The organism is Arthrobacter sp. zg-Y820 (genome assembly GCF_030142155.1).
Taxonomy (GTDB): Bacteria; Actinomycetota; Actinomycetes; order Actinomycetales; family Micrococcaceae; genus Arthrobacter_B.
Genome location: NZ_CP126247.1, coordinates 1,247,368 through 1,265,135, shown reverse-complemented (window position 1 = coordinate 1,265,135; position 17,768 = coordinate 1,247,368). Strand labels below are relative to the sequence as shown.

Sequence of the window (17,768 nt, the reverse complement as noted above, 5' to 3'; positions counted from 1 at the left end):
ACAGACGGATTCTGGGAACCGTTTCGGCTTCGTAACAATCCGATTGACAGGTGAGTCGGAACCGGTTTTAATACCAGTTTTTGTCCTCGGAATGCTGCCAGGCGGCACAGGGACTGCCGTACCGGTCGCTGATGTAGCCCAGTCCCCACTCGATCTGCGTCCGGTAGTTGGTGCGCCAGTCGGCTCCGACCGCAGCCATTTTGTTCCCGGGCATGGACTGCGGGATGCCGTAGGCGCCACTGGAGGGATTGTGGGCGCTGGTCCGCCAGCCGGATTCCCGCTGCCACAGGTTGACCAAGCACCGCTGCTGGTCCTGCCCCCAGCCGAATGCACTCAGCCGGCCGGCGGCGTAGGCCTGGGCACCGACGGGATCATCAACAGGACCAGGACCAGGTGCAGGCGCCGGCGCCGGCTTCGGGGCCGGTGGGACAGGCAGTGTAGGAGGGGCGGGAGCGACAGGACTGGGTTGTGGGACCTCCGGCGAAGGTGTGGGAATGATCACCCGGCCTGGGCTCTCCTCCACCGGCGGCGGGGTCAGGCCGCCGCGGCCGCTGTCCTGGTCCTGGTCCCGCTTCCGATCAGCCTCCCGGGCAGCGGCTTCCGCTTCCCGCGCCTCCTGCTGCTCCCGGAAGGCCTCTTCGGCCTGCAAACCCCGCAGCCGTTCTTCTTCGAGCTGCACGCTGGTGTCACGGAGGTCGGCAAGCTGGGCCAGCAGCACAGCGCTGCGTTCCTCCTGCTCGCGCACGGCCGCCTCCGCCGTGGCTGCCGCCGCCTCCGCATCGGCGAGCAGCTGCAGGGACTTTGCCGCTGATTCCTCCCGTGCCTGCACTGCTGCGGCCTCCCGCTCTTCGAGACTGTGCAGCACGTTGGCGGCCGCGGAAGCCTCGGCGTGGAGACTGCCGGTGCGGTCAGTAATGCCCTGAAGCGTGGTGAGCCGATCCATCGCACCGACGGCGGCATCGGCGTCCAGGAGCATCAGCAGACTGGAATCCATTCCGCCGGTCTTGTAGGTCTGTGCCGCCAGGGCGCCCATCTGTTCAGAGAGCTCCCGGGCCGATCCGGCGGCTTCAATCCGCTGCGCGGCAAGAACATCGAGGGCTCGTTTGTTGGTTTCCGCTTCCTCGGCGGCCCGCTGGTGATCCGCTGAAGCCTGCACCGCGGCGTTCCCCAGACTGCCGGCATCGGCGGACAGCTCCCCGAGCAGCACTTCAATTTCGGCGGCCTGCCCCTCTGTCGCCTGGAGGCTGTGCTTCGCCTGCTCCACCTCTTCCCACGAGGGGAAATCCGCCGCGGCGGCGGGCACAGCAGTGAGGACCGTGGCAGCAAGCACGCCGGTCAGCAACACGGAACCGAAGGAAACGAGAGTGAACTTCTTCCCCGGCAGCAACATAGTCAACATCGAGGCTCAGCATACGGCACCGGTGCCGTATTGGCCCGTGATTCCCAGGGCAGTTTCTTACCAGGCGTCTTCCGGCTGCTGGTCCAGCACATCCCCGATGATTTCGTTGGCCACCCGGTAACCGACCGACGGGGAGTAACCCTTGCGGGCCAGCATGGAGACCAGCCGCCGGGCCTGCTTGTCCCGCGCCGCCCGATCGGTCAGATCCGCAGAGGCCTGGAGCCGGCGCCGGGCAAGCGCGCGGGCCGACTCCAGCTCGTCCTCATCGCTGACCTGCTCGAGTGCGTCCTCGGCCAGGTCCCCGGTGATGCCCTTCTCGGCAAGTTCACGCTTCAGCGCACCCCGCGCGAGGGACTTGGACCGGGAGCGGCTGGCCACCCACATCCGGGCAAACTCAGCATCGTCCACAAGCTGGACTTCCTCAAAGCGGTCCAGCACCGCCGCCGCGACCTCGTCCGGGATTTCCTTCTCGGCCAGCTTCACCGCCAACTGGCGGCGGCTTTTCGGCGCACTGGTCAGCTGCCTCAGGACGATGGTTCGCGCCGCGCCGTAAGGGTCGCGTTCCCGCTCCCCTGACGGCGCGGCAGCGGGTTCCCCGAATGAGTCGTCCGGTTCGGGAAACCCGCCGTTCTCCTGCTGCATGGCGGCTAGGCGTCCTTCGGAACGGCCTTGAGCTTCGGCTCAGCCGGCTTTTCTTCGGCGGGGCCGTCAATGCCGAGCTTTTCACGCAGCCGGCGTTCGAGCTCATCCGTCAGGCCGGGGTTGTCCCGCAGGAACTTGCGGGCGTTTTCCTTGCCCTGGCCCAGCTGGTCTCCGTCGTAGGTGAACCAGGCGCCGGACTTCTTGACGAAGCCGTGCTCCACGCCCATGTCAATCAGTCCGCCTTCGCGGGAAATGCCGGTGCCGTAGATGATGTCGAACTCGGCCTGCTTGAAGGGCGGGGCCATCTTGTTCTTGACGATCTTGGCGCGGGTCCGGTTACCCACCGGGACCGTGCCTTCCTTGAGCGTTTCAATGCGGCGGACGTCGATGCGGACGGAGGCGTAGAACTTCAGGGCCTTGCCGCCCGTGGTGGTCTCCGGACTTCCGAACATGACGCCGATCTTCTCGCGAAGCTGGTTGATGAAGATGGCGGTGGTGTTCGTGTGGCTCAGGCGTCCGGCAATCTTTCGGAGCGCCTGGCTCATGAGACGGGCCTGCAGACCCACGTGGCTGTCGCCCATGTCGCCTTCAATTTCGGCACGGGGAACCAGCGCGGCCACGGAGTCAATGACCACCACGTCAACGGAGCCGGAGCCGATCAGCATGTCCATGATCTCCAGCGCCTGCTCGCCGGTGTCCGGCTGCGAAACAAGGAGGGAATCGGTGTCAACGCCCAGACGGGCGGCGTAGATGGGATCCAGGGCGTGCTCGGCGTCAATGAACGCGGCGATGCCGCCGTTCTTCTGCGCATTGGCGACGACGTGCAGCGCCAGGGTGGTCTTACCCGAGGATTCCGGACCGTAGATCTCGACGACGCGGCCGCGGGGAAGTCCGCCGATGCCGAGCGCGAGGTCCAGGGCGATTGAGCTGGTGGAGATGGTCTCTGCCGGAGCGCGGACCTCGTCTCCGAGCCGCATGATCGAGCCCTTGCCGTACTGCTTATCGATCTGGGCCAGCGCTGCTTCAAGAGCCTTTGCGCGGTCGACTGCTGCTGCCATTCTTCACCTCGGTTGTTAGAGTTTTACGTGGCCCGAAGGCCGGGTGTCCTGCTCAACTACGACCATATGCGGCGGCACTGACAAAACAGCGGAGCAGGCTGCCGTGGGGATACCAGGGCCGGTTTTGCGGTCGTTTCACCCTTGTGTAGGAGCATATCCGCGTCCGAACAGATATTCGAATAGCAGCTGCGGCGTGTCCCTGCCCAAATGCTTCGTTCCGCTATTTCTTGGGTGCGATGTCCCGGCCCAGACGGCGTTCGGGCGGAACGTCCTGAACGTCACAGACCGCCAGCCAGACGGCCTTGGGCTCGATTCCACCGCTAAGTGCTTCAGTCGCTGTCCTGCCGCCCAGGGATCCCAGCACCAAGTCCGAAGCCAGCACCCGGGAGTAGGCCGGACCGAATTCGTCGTCCATAAGCCGCCAAAAATCACTGAGTCGCATCGCTTAATCTTCTCACGCCCGCTGCCCTCTCCAACGGCAGCCGCAGTTGCCGGCCGGAGGAGTTCGACCACACCTGCTGTTCTGCTGCCCGTGTTCCCGCCGCGTCCCCGGTTCCTTCCGTCCCGGAGACCTAGAATGGAGTCCATGACCGAGCAGGCATCCTCCCCAGACCCCCGGCAGCACGAAGCGGCCATCGAAACCTTGGAACATGCCCTGTCGGTGCTGTGGCGCCGCGCCCGGTCCAATTCGCACAAGGTGGCCCGCGAGGTGCACCCCGACATGGAGCCGGCGGCCTACGGGCTGCTGGTGCTGCTGCAGCGGCAGAAGGCCATGCGCCTGACCGACATTGCCGCCAGCATCGGCATCGGCAAGCCCTCAGTCAGCCGGCAGATCGTCATGCTCGAAAGCCTCGGCCTTGTGCAGAAGCACGCCGACCCCGAGGACGGCCGGGCGCAGACGATATCCCTGACACGGGAAGGCTCCCGGGCGCTGGCCAGAACCCAGGCGGCCCGCAAGGACCTGTTCCGCACCCTGCTGGAAGATTGGGATGAAGGGGACCTGGTGCAGCTCGGATCGCTGCTGACCAAGCTCAACGACTCGTACGCACGGGAACGCTGACGCCCGGGTACTCAGGCCTTCGGAAAATCCGAACCCTCAGACACCCCGAATCCAGACAAGAAAAGACCCCGCCGTTCCCGGCGGGGTCTTTTATCGTGCGGGAGGCAAGCTGTCCTTGGAGCCACAGCATTGCCGATGTAGGTCTACGGTGTGCGGGCCAAATCCCGGGCCATGTCATCCGGAAATTCGCGGGCAAACTCGCGCGAGAACTCGGATGGGACGGTGTCGGGTATGGCGATGCCCTCTGCACTCGCCACACGGTCGCTGACCTCACGAAGCATCAGAGACAGGGGCACGTCCAGCGCGGTGCAGATCGAGGAGAGAAGTTCCGACGAGGCTTCTTTCTGGCCCCGTTCCACCTCGCTGAGGTAACCAAGTGAAACGCGTGCGCTGTGCGATACCTCGCGCAGGGTGCGACCCTGACGCTGACGGACATCGCGCAGTACGTCGCCAATTTCATGACGAAGAACAACCATTTTGCGCTCCTTAGGTTCCCGGTGTGCATCTTCCGCCAACCCTACATCCCGCCAGCGAATAACGCCGTTCACGGATACGGGTTGCTTAACCATCTGTATCGTCCTGCTCCCTATGTGGTCCGACTGCGGCTGCACCGCAGATATCTAAAGATCTTAGTCCGGAAACCTTGGCGGTTCCTGATACTAACAACTGAGCGTCACCGGGTTTTGTTCCCGGCCCCGCCGGCACGTTCCTGACGCCCGGTTACGGACGGGCCGCAAGGACCCGGGCGAGCAGTATAAGTGCTTCGTTGCAGGCCTGCCGGCGGATGGCCACCCGGTCCCCCGAAAAGGAAAACTCCCGGACCAGAGTCTGTTCCGGACCGGCCACGGCGATAAACACGCAGCCCACGGGCTTGCCGTCATGCGGTTCCGGTCCGGCGACGCCGGTGGTGGAAATACCGATGTCCGCCGCCAGGACCCGGCGGGCGCCGGCCGCCATCTGCCGGGCTACCTCGGCATCGACGGATCCCGCGGCGGCCAGCAGGCCGCCGTCGACACCGAGGACTTCTTTCTTCACAGAGTTGGCGTAGGCCACCACTCCGCCCAGCAGCACCGCGGAGGCACCGGGAACCGAGCCGAGCTCGGCGGCGACCATGCCGGCGGTCAGTGACTCCGCCGTGGCCAGGGTCAGGCCCGCCGCGGAGGCGGCGGAGACTGCTGCGGCAGCGTCGGGAGCGGCTGCGCTCACCGGCTGCCCGGATTCTGCAGTGCCCGGCGGCGAAGCTTCACGGCCTGGATGACATAGTCCACGCCGGTGACGACAGTGACAACGAGGGCGGCGGCCATGACGACCGCGCCGATCCACCATGCCCATGCGCCCAGCCAGGTAGTCAGCGGCAGCAGCAGCAGGAAGATCGCCAAGGTCTGGATGACCGTCTTGAGCTTGCCGCCGCGGGACGCGGCCATGACGCCGTATCGAATCACGACGAACCGGAGCAGCGTGATGCCGATTTCCCGGATCAGGATCACGATGGTCACCCACCACCACAGCTCGCCCAGCGCTGACAGCATGACCAGGGCCGAGCCGATCAGGAGCTTGTCGGCGATCGGATCAGCGATCTTGCCGAAGTCGGTGATCAGCCCGCGGCTGCGGGCGAGGTCGCCGTCGAGCTTGTCGGTGTAGATGGCGACGGCGAATGTTGCCACCGCCAGCCAGCGGTACAGTTCGCCGCGGCCCTCATCGGCCAGCAGCAGCCAGATGAACAGCGGAACCATCAGGATGCGGATGACCGTCAGCACGTTGGCGATGTTCAGGACGGGGACGTTCCCGGAAGTAGAGTTGCTCACTGTTCCAGCCTAGCGGGAATCAGTGGCCGGTAAGTTTCCAGGCGTCCTCGGATCCGTCCCCGTCGTCGTCCTCACCGCCGTCGTAATACTCGGCGGACTGCTTCCGGCTCTCCAGGTCCTGGGCGACCAGGTCCACCGGGCCCTCGGGTTCGAAGCCGTGGTTGGCGTTGGCATTCGCTGCCAGCGCCGCAGTTTCGGCCGCGCCGGGACCGTTGGCGCCGTTGGCGCCGTCGCCGCCGCTGATCGCCGCCAGCGTGGCAGCGAGATCGTCGGGCTTGACCATGACGTCGCGTGCCTTGGAGCCTTCGGAGGGCCCGACGACGCCGCGCGACTCCAGCAGGTCCATCAGGCGCCCGGCCTTGGCGAAGCCGACGCGCAGCTTGCGCTGGAGCATCGAGGTGGAGCCGAACTGCGTGGTGACCACCAGTTCGGTGGCCTGCAGCAGCAGGTCCATGTCGTCGCCGATGTCGTCTTCGATCTGCTTCTTGGGCGCGGTGACCGTGACGTCCTCGCGGTAGACGGCTCCCAGCTGGCCCTTGACATGCTCAACGACGCGGTGGATTTCCGATTCGGTGACCCAGGCGCCCTGGACGCGGATCGGCTTGTTGGCACCCATCGGCAGGAACAGGGCGTCACCCTGGCCCAGCAGCTTTTCGGCACCCGGCTGGTCCAGGACCACGCGGGAGTCGGTGACCGACGACGTCGCGAACGCCATGCGCGAGGGCACGTTGGCCTTGATCAGGCCGGTGACGACGTCCACCGAGGGTCGCTGGGTGGCCAGCACCAGGTGGATGCCGGCGGCACGCGCGAGCTGGGTGATGCGGACGATCGAGTCTTCGACGTCGCGCGGGGCGACCATCATCAGGTCGGCGAGCTCGTCAACGATGACCAGCAGGTACGGATAGGCCCGGACCACGCGCTTGGAGCCGGCCGGCGGGATGACCTTGCCCAGCTTCACTGCCTTGTTGAAGTCGTCGATGTGCTTGAAGCCGAAGTTCGCGAGGTCGTCGTAGCGGGTGTCCATCTCGCGGACCACCCACTGCAGTGCCTCGGCGGCCTTCTTGGGATTGGTGATGATCGGAGTGATCAGGTGCGGAACGCCCTCATAGGCGGTCAGCTCCACGCGCTTCGGGTCCACCATCACCATGCGCACCTCATCCGGCGTCGAACGCATCAGGATGGACGTGATCATGGAGTTCACGAAGGAGGATTTGCCGGCGCCGGTGGCTCCGGCCACCAGCAGGTGCGGCATCTTGGCCAGGTTGGCCACCACGAAGCCGCCCTCCACGTCCTTGCCCACGCCCATGACCATGGGATGTTCGGTCTTGCGGGCGGCGTTGGAACGCAGCACGTCCCCCAGCGCCACGACTTCCTTGTCGGCGTTCGGGATTTCGATGCCGATGGCGCTCTTGCCCGGAATCGGCGACAGGATGCGCACGTCGGAGGACGCCACCGCGTAGGAAATGTTCTTCGACAGGGCGGTGACGCGCTCCACCTTGGTGCCCGGGGACAGCTCGATCTCGTAGCGGGTGACCGTGGGGCCGCGGCTGAAGCCGGTGACGTGGGCTTCGACCTTGAACTGGTCCAGGGTGTTGGTCAGGGCGTCGACGACGGCGTCATTGGCTTCCGAGCGCTCCTTCGCCGGCGGCCCGGCGGGCAGGAACTCGGACGGCGGCAGCGTGTAGGTCACGTCGCCGGAGAGCTGCAGCTGTTCGGTGCGCTGCGGGATGGGGGTGGCCGGGGTGAGGTTCCGGACCGTCCGGGCGGGGACCGGCGGCAGGGCTGCTACGGCCGGCAGGCCGTCGGTCACGGGGAAGGCCGAGGCGGCCTCCGGAACCATGCTGATGGCTTCGGTGGGCGGCTCGGCGCCGTCGAAACCGCCGGCCGGCAGGCCCTGGGCGCGGCGGATCTTCTGGGTGGCCAGTTCGGACCGGGTGGGGCGGCGCACGCCCGGCGGCACGGCTGGTTCGGCCGCCGCGGCGGTTAGCGCCTCTTCGTCTTCGTCGGCAAGCACGGCGCGTTCAAAGGCCTCGTCTCCGGCGAAGCCCTCGGCTGAGGATTCAGCCTCCTCATCGGAGCTGCGGTTGAACATCCGAGACTTCTTTTTCGGAGTCTTCGGAGCCTTGGCCGGACGCTGATCGCGTTCATACAGGTAGCTCTGGTCGTGGGCCTCGGGATCGTCCGGGGCAAGGTCCTGGCCCATGAGGTGCTCGTACAGGCCGCGCAGGCGCAGCGGGATGTGCCGGAAGGGGGTGGCGGTGATGATCAGCAGGCCCACAAAAATCAGGAACCCCAGCAGGATGGCCACCGGCCACTCGGTCAGCGCCGCGGACAGCGGGCCGGCCACCAGGAACCCGACAATGCCGCCGGAGGCCCACAGCCGGTCGAAGCCGTCAGAGAGCGCGGGCGAGCCGCCCACGATGTGAGTGATGCCGGAGCCGGCAAATAGAACCAGGACCAGGCCGATGCTGATCCGGCTGTTGGCGTGGTGCCGTTCGGGGTAGCGGAACAGCCGCACGGCCCCGGTCAGGAGCAGGAACGGCAAGACGACGGCCATCCAGCCGAAGGTGCCGGCGGCACCGGCATGGATGACGTCGGCCACCGGACCGCGCAGGGCCCACCACTCAACGGTGGCCACGGCCAGCGCCGTGAGGATCAGGAAGAAGCCGGTTCCGTCGCGGCGGACGTCCCGGTCGGGAACGACGTCGGCACCGAGTTTGCGGATGCCCGCACCGGCCAGCCGGGCCATGCCCATCCATGCACCCTGAATGGCGCGCAGCGGCAGCGGCACCTGTTCGGCGTCGGCCTGCGCCTTGGCGGCGGCCCCCGAACGGCTGGTCGCCTTGCCCCGCGGCTGGGCTTTTCCGGAGGTTTTTGCTGAGGTGCCCCCGGTGTTCCGGCTGGTGGTCCGGCCGGAAGCACCGCCGCGTGCGGCAGGGGAAGTACGAGTGGCCATACGCTCCACGGTACCCGATGGGGCCGGACAAACCGCGGATTTACGCGTCTGTCCGGCCCCCGGGGCACCCGGTCCCGGCGGGGTGCCCGGGAGTTGGACGGCTTAGGCCTCCAGGACCACCGGGACGATCATGGGCCGGCGGCGCAGCCGGCGGTTGACCCAGGTACCCACCACCCGGCGGACCACCTGCTGCAGCTGGTGAGTGGTGTGGTCCTTGTTGGAGGTGACGGCCTCCTGCAGCGCGGCGCTGATCTTGGGCTTGATTTCGTCGAACACGGCGTCGTCTTCGGCGAAGCCGCGGGCATGGATTTCCGGGCCCGAGACGATGGTGCCGGTACTGCGGTTGACCACGGTGATGACCGAGATGAAGCCTTCCTCGCCGAGGATGACGCGGTCCTTGAGGTCGGTGTCGGTGATCTCGCCGACGCTGGAGCCGTCCACGTAGACGAAGCCGCACTCCACCGCGCCGACCACCCGGGCCTTGCCGTCGCGCAGGTCCACCACTGTGCCATCGTCGGCCAGGATGACGTTCTGCGCGGGCACCCCGGTGGCTTCGGCCAGCTTGCCGTTGGCGATCAGGTGCCGGGTTTCGCCGTGCACCGGCATCGCGTTCTTGGGCTGCAGGATGTTGTAGGTGTACAGCAGCTCGCCGGCCGAGGCGTGGCCGGAGACGTGGATCTTGGCGTTGCCCTTGTGCACCACGTCGGCGCCCAGCTTCATCAGGCCGTTGATGACCCGGAAGACGGCGTTTTCGTTGCCCGGGATCAGGGAAGAGGCCAGGATGACAGTGTCGCCCCGGCCGACCCGGATCCGGTGGTCGCCGTTGGCCATGCGGGACAGGGCGGCCATCGGCTCGCCCTGTGATCCGGTGGACATCAGCACCAGCTGGTCATCGGGCATGTCGTCAACGTTTTTCAGGTCCACCAGGATGCCGGCGGGCACGTTGAGGTAGCCCAGCTTTTCGGCGATGGCCATGTTGCGGACCATGGACCGGCCGACGAAGCAGACCTTGCGGCCATGCACGGCCGCGGCGTCCAACACCTGCTGCACGCGGTGGATGTGGGAGGAGAAGGACGCCACGATGATGCGCTTCTTCACCTTGCCGAACAGCGCCTCCAGCACCGGACCGATCTCCCGCTCCGCGGTGGTGAAGCCGGGCACGTCGGCGTTCGTGGAATCGGCCATGTACAGGTCCACGCCCTCCTGGCCCAGCCGGGCGAAGGCGCGCAGGTCAGTGATCCGTCCGTCCAGCGGCAGCTGGTCCATCTTGAAGTCGCCGGTGTGCAGGACGGTGCCGCCCTCGGTGCGGATGAACACGGCAAGGGCGTCCGGAATGGAGTGGTTCACGGCCACGAATTCGCATTCGAACGGGCCGAACTGCTCCACCTGTCCCTCGGTGACGGTGAGGGTGAAGGGCTTGATCCGGTGTTCCTGCAGCTTGGCTTCGATCAGCGCCAGCGTCAGCTGGGAACCGATGAGCGGAATGTCCTGCTTCAGGCGCAGCAGGTACGGCACCGCACCGATGTGGTCTTCGTGGCCGTGGGTGAGGACCAGGCCGACGACGTCGTCGAGCCGGTCTTCGATGTAGGAGAAGTCCGGCAGGATCAGGTCAACACCGGGCTGGGTTTCCTCCGGAAAGAGGACGCCGCAGTCCACGATCAGCAGCTTGCCGTTGATTTCGAAGACGGCCATGTTGCGGCCGATCTCGCCGAGGCCGCCGAGGGGAACGATCCTCAGGGTGCCCTCTTCCAGGGCGGGCGGGGTGCTCAGCGCGGAGACTGCGGTTTCAGTCATGGTGCTTATGCCTTGTCGTAGGAGCTGGTCGAGGAGAAGTCCCAGCCGGCCTCGGCCAGATCCGTCAGGACGGTTTCCATTTCGATGGCGTCCGGTGCGACCAGCGGCAGCCGGACCGCCGCGCTGGGAATGACTCCCTGCATGGCCAGGATCTGCTTGGCGGAGACGGCTCCGGGAATGTGGGTCATGACGGCGCGCACCAGGGGGTCCAGTTCGAAGTGGATCCGCCGGGCGGTGGCGAAGTCTCCGGCGGCGGCGGCGTCGACCAGCGCACGGAACTGCGCGGTGGCCACGTGGGCGGTGACGCTGACGACGCCCACGGCTCCGGCGGCCATCCACGGCAGGGTCAGGCCGTCGTCGCCGGCGTAGACGTCAAGGTTGGTGTTGGCGAGCACCTGCGTGATGGCGGCGAAATCCGCCTTCGCGTCCTTCAGGGCCATGACGGCGGGAATGTTGGCGAGCCGGATCATGGTGTCGGTGGAGATCGCGATGCCGGCGCGGCCGGGGATGTCGTAAACCATGATCGGCAGGTCTGTGGCAGCGGCCACGGCTTCAAAGTGCCCGACGACGCCGGCCTGCGTGGGCTTGTTGTAATACGGCGTCACGACCAGCTGGGCGTCGGCGCCGGCCCGCAGCGCGCGGCGGGCCATCTCCACCGAGTGGGACGTGTGGTTGGTGCCGGTGCCGGCGATGACCTTGGCGCGGCCTCCCACGGTTTCGGCGACGACGCGGAACAGGTCTTCCTTTTCGCTGTCCTCCAGAGTGGAGGTTTCACCCGTGGTTCCGGAAACCACAAGGCCGTCACACCCGTCTTCGACCAGCTTGTTGGCGAGTTTCGCCGTGGCGTCAAAGTCCACGGCTCCGTCCTCGGTGAACGGTGTCACCATTGCCGTGACGAGGGTTCCAAACGGGAGTACACGAGTATCAGAGTCAACCATGGGTAAAACGTTACCCGGTCCCTGCGCCGTTGGAACAACGCCGGAGCCCGATCGGGGCCTGAAGTGCACTGCACGCCGCCCGCCTCCGCTGTGAGACGATCAGATCATGATCGGACGGCGGCTTACGGGCATCGATGCGGCCCGGGGCGCAGCGCTTCTGGGCATGATGGCGACCCACATCTTTCCCCTCTACGACGAGCAGACCGGTGAGCCGTCCTGGGTGGGCCTGGTGTTCTCCGGACGCTCCTCGGCACTGTTCGCGGTGGTGGCCGGCATAGGCCTCGCGCTGCTCACCGGCGGCAGCCAGCCGCGGTCCGGACGGGCGCTGTCAGCGGATCGGCGGGGCATCGCGATGCGGGCGCTGATCATCGCGCTCGTGGGCCTGGCGCTCGGCGGTCTGGAGACCTCCATCGCCGTCATCCTCTTCCACTACGGCATCCTGTTCCTGCTGGCACTGCCGTTCGTGGGTATGCGCCTGCCCAAGCTCGCGCTCTGGGCCGTCGTCTGGCTGCTGCTCTCCCCCGTGCTGGCCTATCTGGTCCGGCCGTGGATCTACGCCGCCATCGACCCGTCGACCCTGGACACGAACATCACGTGGGAGTCCTTCCTGCAGCCGGCGACCCTGCTGGTTGACGTGCTCTTTACCGGCTTTTATCCGGCGCTGCAGTGGCTGAGCTACCTGCTGATCGGGATGGTGATCGGACGGCTCCGGCTCGGCGAGATCACGGCCCAGGTTGGGCTGGTTGCCGCCGGAATTGTTGCCGCCGCCGGAGCAAAGTTCCTCAGCTATTACCTGCTGTTCGACCGGGGCGGATTGGCCGCCCTGGAGGAGACCGCATCCGGCCGCCTCTGGCCGCTGGCCAGGATGATGGACGTGAACCTGGCCGGTGTGGAGCAGACCGGTTCCTGGTGGTGGCTGGCCGTGAGCGGGCCGCACTCGGGCGGCCCGCTGGACCTGCTGCACAGCGCAGGCATCGCGGCCGCCGTCGTCGGCGTGTGCCTGCTCCTGACCCGCGCGCGGCCGAACCTGCTGCTGCCGCTCTCGGCCGCCGGCGCCATGACGCTGACCCTGTACAGCCTGCACGTCTGGGTCATGTCCGTTACCGATGCGCTGCCGGAACCGCCGGAGCCGGTGTGGCTGTTCTGGATTTCGGCCGTCCTGGCGGCGGGCATCGGCATCGCCTTCGTCCGGCTCGGGTCGCGGGGTCCGCTGGAGATGGTGACGCACGGAGCCTCGCAGCTGGCGCGGCACGGGTCGCGGACCGGCAAGTAGCCCGCCGGGTCCCTCTGAGGAGCGGGCTACGGCGTGTAGAGCTTGCCGGCCTGGCGCATGGCGTTGCGGGCGCGCTTGCGGTCCCCCGCGGCGTCGTATGCGCAGGAAAGCCGGAACCAGGCGCGCCAGGACTCCGGCTCGGCCTCAACCTCGGCCTGGTACTTGGGGAACTCGGCGTCGGCTGCTTCCCGGATGATCCGGCCGGCGGGGGTGCGCGGCAGGTTGTCCACCGGCAGTCCGCCCTCGTCGGCGAGGATGTGCGCCATCTTCTCGGTGCGCCCGCCGAACTGCAGCTCGCGGATCAGTGCCCACGCGCCCACGATCGGCAGCACCAGGTACGCCACGCCGAGTGCCTTCGCGCTGAGTTCATCGGCGTTCAGCAGGGTCCAGCCGCGCTGGAAGACAATCGCCAGGTAGAAAGCCAGCAGGACGGTGATCAGCAGGACGCCGATCTTGGCTTTGTTACGGAAAAGCCCGGTAAAAAAAGACAACGTGTTCCTTAGTCGTTCAGGTTGAGGTAGCCGTCAAGACCGACGGTCAGGCCGGGATGGGCTGCGGCTTTCCGCAGTCCCAGCAGGACGCCGGGCATGAAGGATGCCCGGTCAAACGAATCGTGGCGGATGGTCAGCTGCTCCCCCGCACCGCCGAGCAGCACCTCCTGGTGCGCCACCAGACCGCGCAGCCGGACGGCGTGGACGCGCACGCCGTCGATGTCGGCGCCGCGGGCACCGGGAACTTCCTTGGTGGTGGCATCCGGTGACGGTTCCACTCCGGCGTCGGCGCGGGCCTCGGCAATCAGCTGCGCGGTGCGCACCGCGGTGCCGGAGGGGGCGTCGATCTTGTCCGGGTGGTGCAGTTCAATGACTTCCACCGACTCGAAGTAGCGGGCGGCCTTGGCGGCAAACGCCGTGGCGAGCACCGAGCCGAGCGCGAAGTTCGGGGCAATCAGCACTGCGGTGCCGGGATGGGCCTCCAGCAGCGCGGAGAGCCGGTCCAGTCGTGCCGCGTCCCAGCCGGTGGTGCCGACGACGGCGTGCATCCCGTGCTCGACAGCGAAGCGGACGTTGGCTTCGGTGCTGTCCGGAACCGTGAGGTCCACGATGTACTGCGCGCCGGCGGAGACGAGCGTCTCGAGGGAATCCCCGCGGCCCAGGGCGGCCACCAGTTTCAGGTCGGGCGCCGCTTCGACGGCTCGGACGGCTTCGGATCCCATGCGGCCGCCGGCCCCGAGGACCGCTACGGCGAGTTGCTCAGTCATATCCCCAGATTACCGGTCACTGCGGAGCGTCGCTGACACCCACCCACTCGGAGGTCCCGTCGCTGAAGCCCTGTTCCTTCCAGATCGGAACGCGTTCCTTGACCGTGTCCACCAGCTCCGAGCAGGCGGCGAAGGCAACCCCGCGGTGTGCTGCGGCCACGGCAGCCACCAGCGCTGCCTCGCCGATCTGCAGCGGACCGGTGCGGTGCCCGACCCAGATCCGCACGCCGTCGTACCTGCCGGCAATATCCGCCGCAACGTCGGCGATGACCTGCTCCGCCGAGGGATGCGCACTGTAGGCCAGGCTCGCGACGCCGCGTCCGCCGTCGTGGTTGCGGACAATGCCGCTGAAGCCCACCACGGCACCGCACTCGGGCGACCAGGCGGCACCGGAGGCGTGGTCGGCGTTCAGCGGCAGGTCCGAGACGGTCGCGTTGACCACTTCCGAGGCGCCGGCTGCGGCGCCCCCGCGTGCGCTGCGGTCAGTGCTCATTGCGTCCCTCCATCTGCCCGCAGATGTGCCCGATGATCGGTTCCAGCACCGCAAGCCCGTCCGCCACGGCTCCCGGTGAACCGGGGAGGTTCACGATGAACGTGGAGCCGGCCGTGCCGGCGTAGCCGCGGCTGATGGCGGCCATGGGGGTCTTGGTGCGGCCGTCGGCGCGCAGCGCCTCCATAATGCCCGGAACCTGCCGGTCCAGCAGCGGCAGCGTCTGCTCCGGGGTGGAGTCAGTGGGCGACAGCCCGGTTCCGCCACTGGTCAGGATCACCGCCGGTCCGAGGGCGAGCATTTTCCGCAGCGACTCCCCCACGGCGGGGCCGTCGGGCACCACCTCGGCCAGCACGACGTCGAAGCCCAGGGCGTAGAGCCAGTCGGCGGCCAGCGGCCCGCACTCGTCTTCATAGACGCCGCGGGCTGCGCGCGTGGAGGCGATCAGGACGCCGGCCGTGCGGCGGGGCGGCTGCTGCGGCGCTGCGGGCCGGGGGCTCATAGCGCCCAGTCTCCGCTCTTGCCGCCGGATTTGGCGAGCACCTGGATGTCGGTGATGGAGGCGTGCTTGTCCACTGCCTTGATCATGTCGTACAGGGTCAGCGCCGCCACCGAAACGGCGGTCAGGGCTTCCATCTCCACACCGGTCAGCGCCTTGGTTTTGACCGTGGCAACAATGACGACGTCGGTGTCCCCGGGCTCAAAGTCCACGGTCACCTTGGTCAGCGGCAGCGGATGGCACAGCGGTATCAGCGTGGAGGTCTGCTTGGCACCCATGATCCCGGCGATCCGGGACACGGCCAGCGCGTCGCCCTTGGGCAGGCCGCCGTCGGACACCAGCTTCACGACCTCGGCGGTGGTCCGCAGCCGCGCGGAGGCCGTGGCGACCCGGGTGGTCTCGGTCTTGGCGGAGACATCCACCATGTGGGCGGAGCCGTCCTCACGGACGTGGGTAAGCCCGGGCTGCTGCCCGTCGGTGCCGGTCATGAAAATACTCCTTGTTGCGGATGCGGTTAGTCCAACAGCCATACTGCCACTTCCGCGCCGGCCGGAACCGTTTCCACCCCGGCCGGAAGGTGCACCAGGGCATTCGAGGAGGCCAGGGCATGGACCAGGTGCGAGCCGGCCCCGCCGATCAGCTCCACCCGGCCACGGGCACCGGGTTCGGCGGGCGGGAAGTAGCGGCCGCGCCGCACCTGGTGCTTGGCGGGCGGGCTGACGGCGTCCTCCGCCAGCAGGGCAGGGACCTGCGGGCGGGGCGCGGGCCGGCCGGTCAGCGTCCCGAGCGCCGGCCGCAGGAACATCTCGAACGACACCAGCGAGCTCACCGGGTTGCCGGGGAATCCGAGGAACGGCACTCCGTCCACGGTCCCGATCCCCTGGGGTCCGCCGGGCTGCATGGCCACGGACAGGAACTGCACGCCGTCGGTGTCCAGGGCGAGCCGCACCACCTCGTAGGCGCCCTTGCTGATTCCTCCGGACGTCAGGACCAGGTCCACGGCGTGCCGGGCCAGATCGTCGCGAAGCCGGGACAGGAACACCTCCGGCGAGTCGGCAACGATCCGGGAACGGACCACCTCGGCGCCCGCTTCCTGCAGGCTCACGGCCAGCAGCGTGGTGTTGGCGTCGTGGATCTGCCCCGGCGCCAGCGGCCGGCCGGGTTCCACCACTTCGTCCCCGGTGCTGAGGAGCAGTACGCGGAACGGTGCACGAACCTCAACAGCCGGAATGCCCAGTGCCGCCAGCAGGCCCAGCTGGGCTGCGCCCAGCCGCGTTCCCGCCGTCAGCGCCACCGCACCGGCACGGATGTCGCTGCCCGCTGCCCTGACGTATTCACCGGCGGCCACTTCCGCGGGAAGGCGAACGGTGGCTCCGGGCAGTTCCCGTTCGGAAAAGAAGGCCGCGGGCACGGCACGTTCGATGGGCACGACGGCGTCCGCACCGGCGGGCAGCATGGCCCCGGTCATGATCGGGGCGGCGGCGCGCGGCGGCAGCGCCGGGGCCGCTATCCCCGCGGGAATCGGCGTCGTGACCGGCAGCGCGGCTGTTGCGCCGCCGGAGCAGACCGGAGCCGCGGCGCCGGAGGCGGCCAGATCCGCGGCGCGGACCGCATAACCGTCCATCTGCGAGTTATCGAAGGGCGGAAGGCTCCGCGGCGCACGAACATCCGCTGCCAAGACCCGCCCTGCGGCACGCACCAGCTCCCGGGTTTCGGTGCGCACGGGTGCTTGCGGGCGTTCCAGCAGCCGAAGGACGGCTTGTTGGTGTTCCTCAACCGTTCGGGTCACGGCCGTGCCCGCAGCCGCCGGCCCAGCAGTTCCAGTTCGGCAGTCGACAGTCCGCCGGCCAGCAGATATTCCGCGGCGCCGCCGTGTTGTGCGGAGACCCACTCCAGCGCGGCGGTAATGGCATCCCGGGGCGCACGGGTGACCAGGGTGACGACGTCGTCAGTCATCGGCACGCCCATGCCGGCTATCATGCCGAGCATCCGGTCCGTCCATTCCCCTGCGAGGTTTGCTTCACTGCGCTCATAGTCCGCTGCCACGGCCTCCGGTTCGACGCCGACGGCGCTGAGGATCAATGCAACGGCCACCCCGGTGCGGTCCTTGCCCGCGGTGCAGTGCACCAGCGTGCCCGAGCCGTTCGGAGACGCTGCCACCCGGCGGGCGGTCTCGGCGAACACAGCGCCCCCGTCCCGCAGCATCCCGGCGTAGATCCCGGCCAGGGTGGGCAGCTTGGCCACTGCGGCTTTGACGGCCTGCGCTGCCGCGGCGGAATCGCCCGCGAGGTTGGCGCGCTGCAATTCATCCTGGGCGAACCCGCTGAAGGCTCCCTCGAACAGGGGCAAACCAACAGTGGTGAAGGCCCGTGCCGGCGGCAGCCGGTCCGGTGCCATCTGTTGTTCCGCCGGGGTGCGGTAATCAGCGATCACCTCGATGCCCGAACGGGCCAGGGACTCCAGCCCGCGCGGGGTGAGGGCGCTGAGCGCGTCGGAACGGTAGAGAACGCCCGGGGCGGTTGTGCCGCCACCGGTCAGCGGCAGGCCGCCGACGTCGCGGAAGTTTACGGTGCCTTCCAGAGTGGAGATCGTCACA

At 67.8% G+C, this 17,768-nt stretch carries 19 protein-coding genes; 2 read left to right on the top strand and 17 right to left on the bottom strand.

Translation table 11 applies throughout. The features are described 5' to 3' along the window. Positions 1-67: 67 nt before the first annotated feature. The 4 genes from QNO08_RS05645 to QNO08_RS05630 all read right to left on the bottom strand — a co-directional run bounded on the left by QNO08_RS05645 (position 68) and on the right by QNO08_RS05630 (position 3,541). Positions 68-1,399 carry a coiled-coil domain-containing protein gene (locus QNO08_RS05645; RefSeq protein WP_269439242.1) on the bottom strand — a complete coding sequence of 444 codons (1,332 nt, stop codon included), beginning with the start codon at positions 1,397-1,399 and terminating at the stop codon, positions 68-70. Between the two features lie 57 nt (positions 1,400-1,456). Continuing rightward, positions 1,457-2,041 (bottom strand): regulatory protein RecX, encoded by a 585-nt coding sequence (locus tag QNO08_RS05640; protein ID WP_229967641.1) that lies wholly within the window; start codon positions 2,039-2,041, stop codon positions 1,457-1,459. A gap of 5 nt (positions 2,042-2,046) precedes the next feature. Continuing rightward, positions 2,047-3,099 (bottom strand): recombinase RecA, encoded by a 1,053-nt coding sequence (gene recA / locus QNO08_RS05635; protein WP_229967638.1) that lies wholly within the window; start codon positions 3,097-3,099, stop codon positions 2,047-2,049. Positions 3,100-3,319: 220 nt separating this feature from the next. Further along, the gene (locus QNO08_RS05630) at positions 3,320-3,541 is read right to left on the bottom strand and encodes a DUF3046 domain-containing protein (protein ID WP_229967636.1); all 222 of its coding nucleotides are present in this window, start codon (positions 3,539-3,541) and stop codon (positions 3,320-3,322) included. Positions 3,542-3,685: 144 nt separating this feature from the next. Here QNO08_RS05630 and QNO08_RS05625 point away from each other — a divergent pair, with 144 nt between their 5' ends. Then, complete coding sequence (locus QNO08_RS05625) at positions 3,686-4,159, top strand: MarR family winged helix-turn-helix transcriptional regulator (RefSeq protein WP_229967634.1); 474 nt, start codon at positions 3,686-3,688, stop codon at positions 4,157-4,159. A 143-nt stretch (positions 4,160-4,302) separates the two neighbouring features. Here the strand turns inward: QNO08_RS05625 and QNO08_RS05620 are convergent, their stop codons facing one another. The 6 genes from QNO08_RS05620 to dapA form a co-directional block, all read right to left on the bottom strand. After that, entirely contained in the window at positions 4,303-4,728 is a 426-nt protein-coding gene (locus tag QNO08_RS05620) for a helix-turn-helix domain-containing protein (protein WP_269439241.1), read from the bottom strand. Between the two features lie 151 nt (positions 4,729-4,879). Then, a complete protein-coding gene (locus tag QNO08_RS05615; protein WP_229967630.1) occupies positions 4,880-5,365 on the bottom strand; it encodes a CinA family protein in 486 nt (161 codons plus the stop codon). Next, positions 5,362-5,964 carry a CDP-diacylglycerol--glycerol-3-phosphate 3-phosphatidyltransferase gene (gene pgsA / locus QNO08_RS05610; protein WP_229967627.1) on the bottom strand — a complete coding sequence of 201 codons (603 nt, stop codon included), beginning with the start codon at positions 5,962-5,964 and terminating at the stop codon, positions 5,362-5,364. The genes QNO08_RS05615 and pgsA overlap by 4 nt, the downstream gene beginning before the upstream one ends. Before the next feature lie 19 nt (positions 5,965-5,983). After that, the gene (locus tag QNO08_RS05605) at positions 5,984-8,920 is read right to left on the bottom strand and encodes an FtsK/SpoIIIE family DNA translocase (protein ID WP_229967625.1); all 2,937 of its coding nucleotides are present in this window, start codon (positions 8,918-8,920) and stop codon (positions 5,984-5,986) included. 102 nt (positions 8,921-9,022) lie between these two features. Beyond that, positions 9,023-10,714 carry a ribonuclease J gene (locus QNO08_RS05600; protein ID WP_229967623.1) on the bottom strand — a complete coding sequence of 564 codons (1,692 nt, stop codon included), beginning with the start codon at positions 10,712-10,714 and terminating at the stop codon, positions 9,023-9,025. A 5-nt stretch (positions 10,715-10,719) separates the two neighbouring features. Beyond that, on the bottom strand, positions 10,720-11,652 hold the full coding sequence (gene dapA / locus QNO08_RS05595) for a 4-hydroxy-tetrahydrodipicolinate synthase (RefSeq protein WP_229967622.1): 933 nt from the start codon (positions 11,650-11,652) through the stop codon (positions 10,720-10,722). 106 nt (positions 11,653-11,758) lie between these two features. On the opposite strand from dapA, the gene QNO08_RS05590 reads away from it, so the two are divergent. Further along, positions 11,759-12,925, top strand: a complete 1,167-nt coding sequence (locus tag QNO08_RS05590; protein ID WP_229967621.1) for a heparan-alpha-glucosaminide N-acetyltransferase domain-containing protein — start codon at positions 11,759-11,761, stop codon at positions 12,923-12,925. 26 nt (positions 12,926-12,951) lie between these two features. Here the strand turns inward: QNO08_RS05590 and QNO08_RS05585 are convergent, their stop codons facing one another. From QNO08_RS05585 to QNO08_RS05555, 7 genes are read right to left on the bottom strand one after another with little or no spacing between them, the layout of a single operon-like run. Further along, positions 12,952-13,416: a hypothetical protein gene (locus QNO08_RS05585; RefSeq protein WP_229967619.1), complete on the bottom strand. Its 465-nt coding sequence runs from the start codon at positions 13,414-13,416 to the stop codon at positions 12,952-12,954. 8 nt (positions 13,417-13,424) lie between these two features. Beyond that, positions 13,425-14,183 (bottom strand): 4-hydroxy-tetrahydrodipicolinate reductase, encoded by a 759-nt coding sequence (gene dapB / locus QNO08_RS05580; RefSeq protein WP_229967617.1) that lies wholly within the window; start codon positions 14,181-14,183, stop codon positions 13,425-13,427. 16 nt (positions 14,184-14,199) lie between these two features. Then, positions 14,200-14,676: a molybdenum cofactor biosynthesis protein MoaE gene (locus tag QNO08_RS05575; protein WP_229967615.1), complete on the bottom strand. Its 477-nt coding sequence runs from the start codon at positions 14,674-14,676 to the stop codon at positions 14,200-14,202. Continuing rightward, positions 14,666-15,175, bottom strand: coding sequence for a MogA/MoaB family molybdenum cofactor biosynthesis protein (locus QNO08_RS05570; protein WP_229967613.1), 510 nt, complete (start codon positions 15,173-15,175; stop codon positions 14,666-14,668). Before QNO08_RS05570 ends, QNO08_RS05575 begins: the two co-directional genes overlap by 11 nt. Next, on the bottom strand, positions 15,172-15,660 hold the full coding sequence (moaC, locus tag QNO08_RS05565; RefSeq protein WP_229967611.1) for a cyclic pyranopterin monophosphate synthase MoaC: 489 nt from the start codon (positions 15,658-15,660) through the stop codon (positions 15,172-15,174). The genes QNO08_RS05570 and moaC overlap by 4 nt, the downstream gene beginning before the upstream one ends. A 26-nt stretch (positions 15,661-15,686) precedes the next feature. Next, the gene (locus QNO08_RS05560) at positions 15,687-16,961 is read right to left on the bottom strand and encodes a molybdopterin molybdotransferase MoeA (protein WP_229967609.1); all 1,275 of its coding nucleotides are present in this window, start codon (positions 16,959-16,961) and stop codon (positions 15,687-15,689) included. Beyond that, on the bottom strand, positions 16,958-17,767 hold the full coding sequence (locus QNO08_RS05555; protein ID WP_229967607.1) for a tyrosine-protein phosphatase: 810 nt from the start codon (positions 17,765-17,767) through the stop codon (positions 16,958-16,960). The genes QNO08_RS05560 and QNO08_RS05555 overlap by 4 nt, the downstream gene beginning before the upstream one ends. Position 17,768 lies beyond the last annotated feature (1 nt).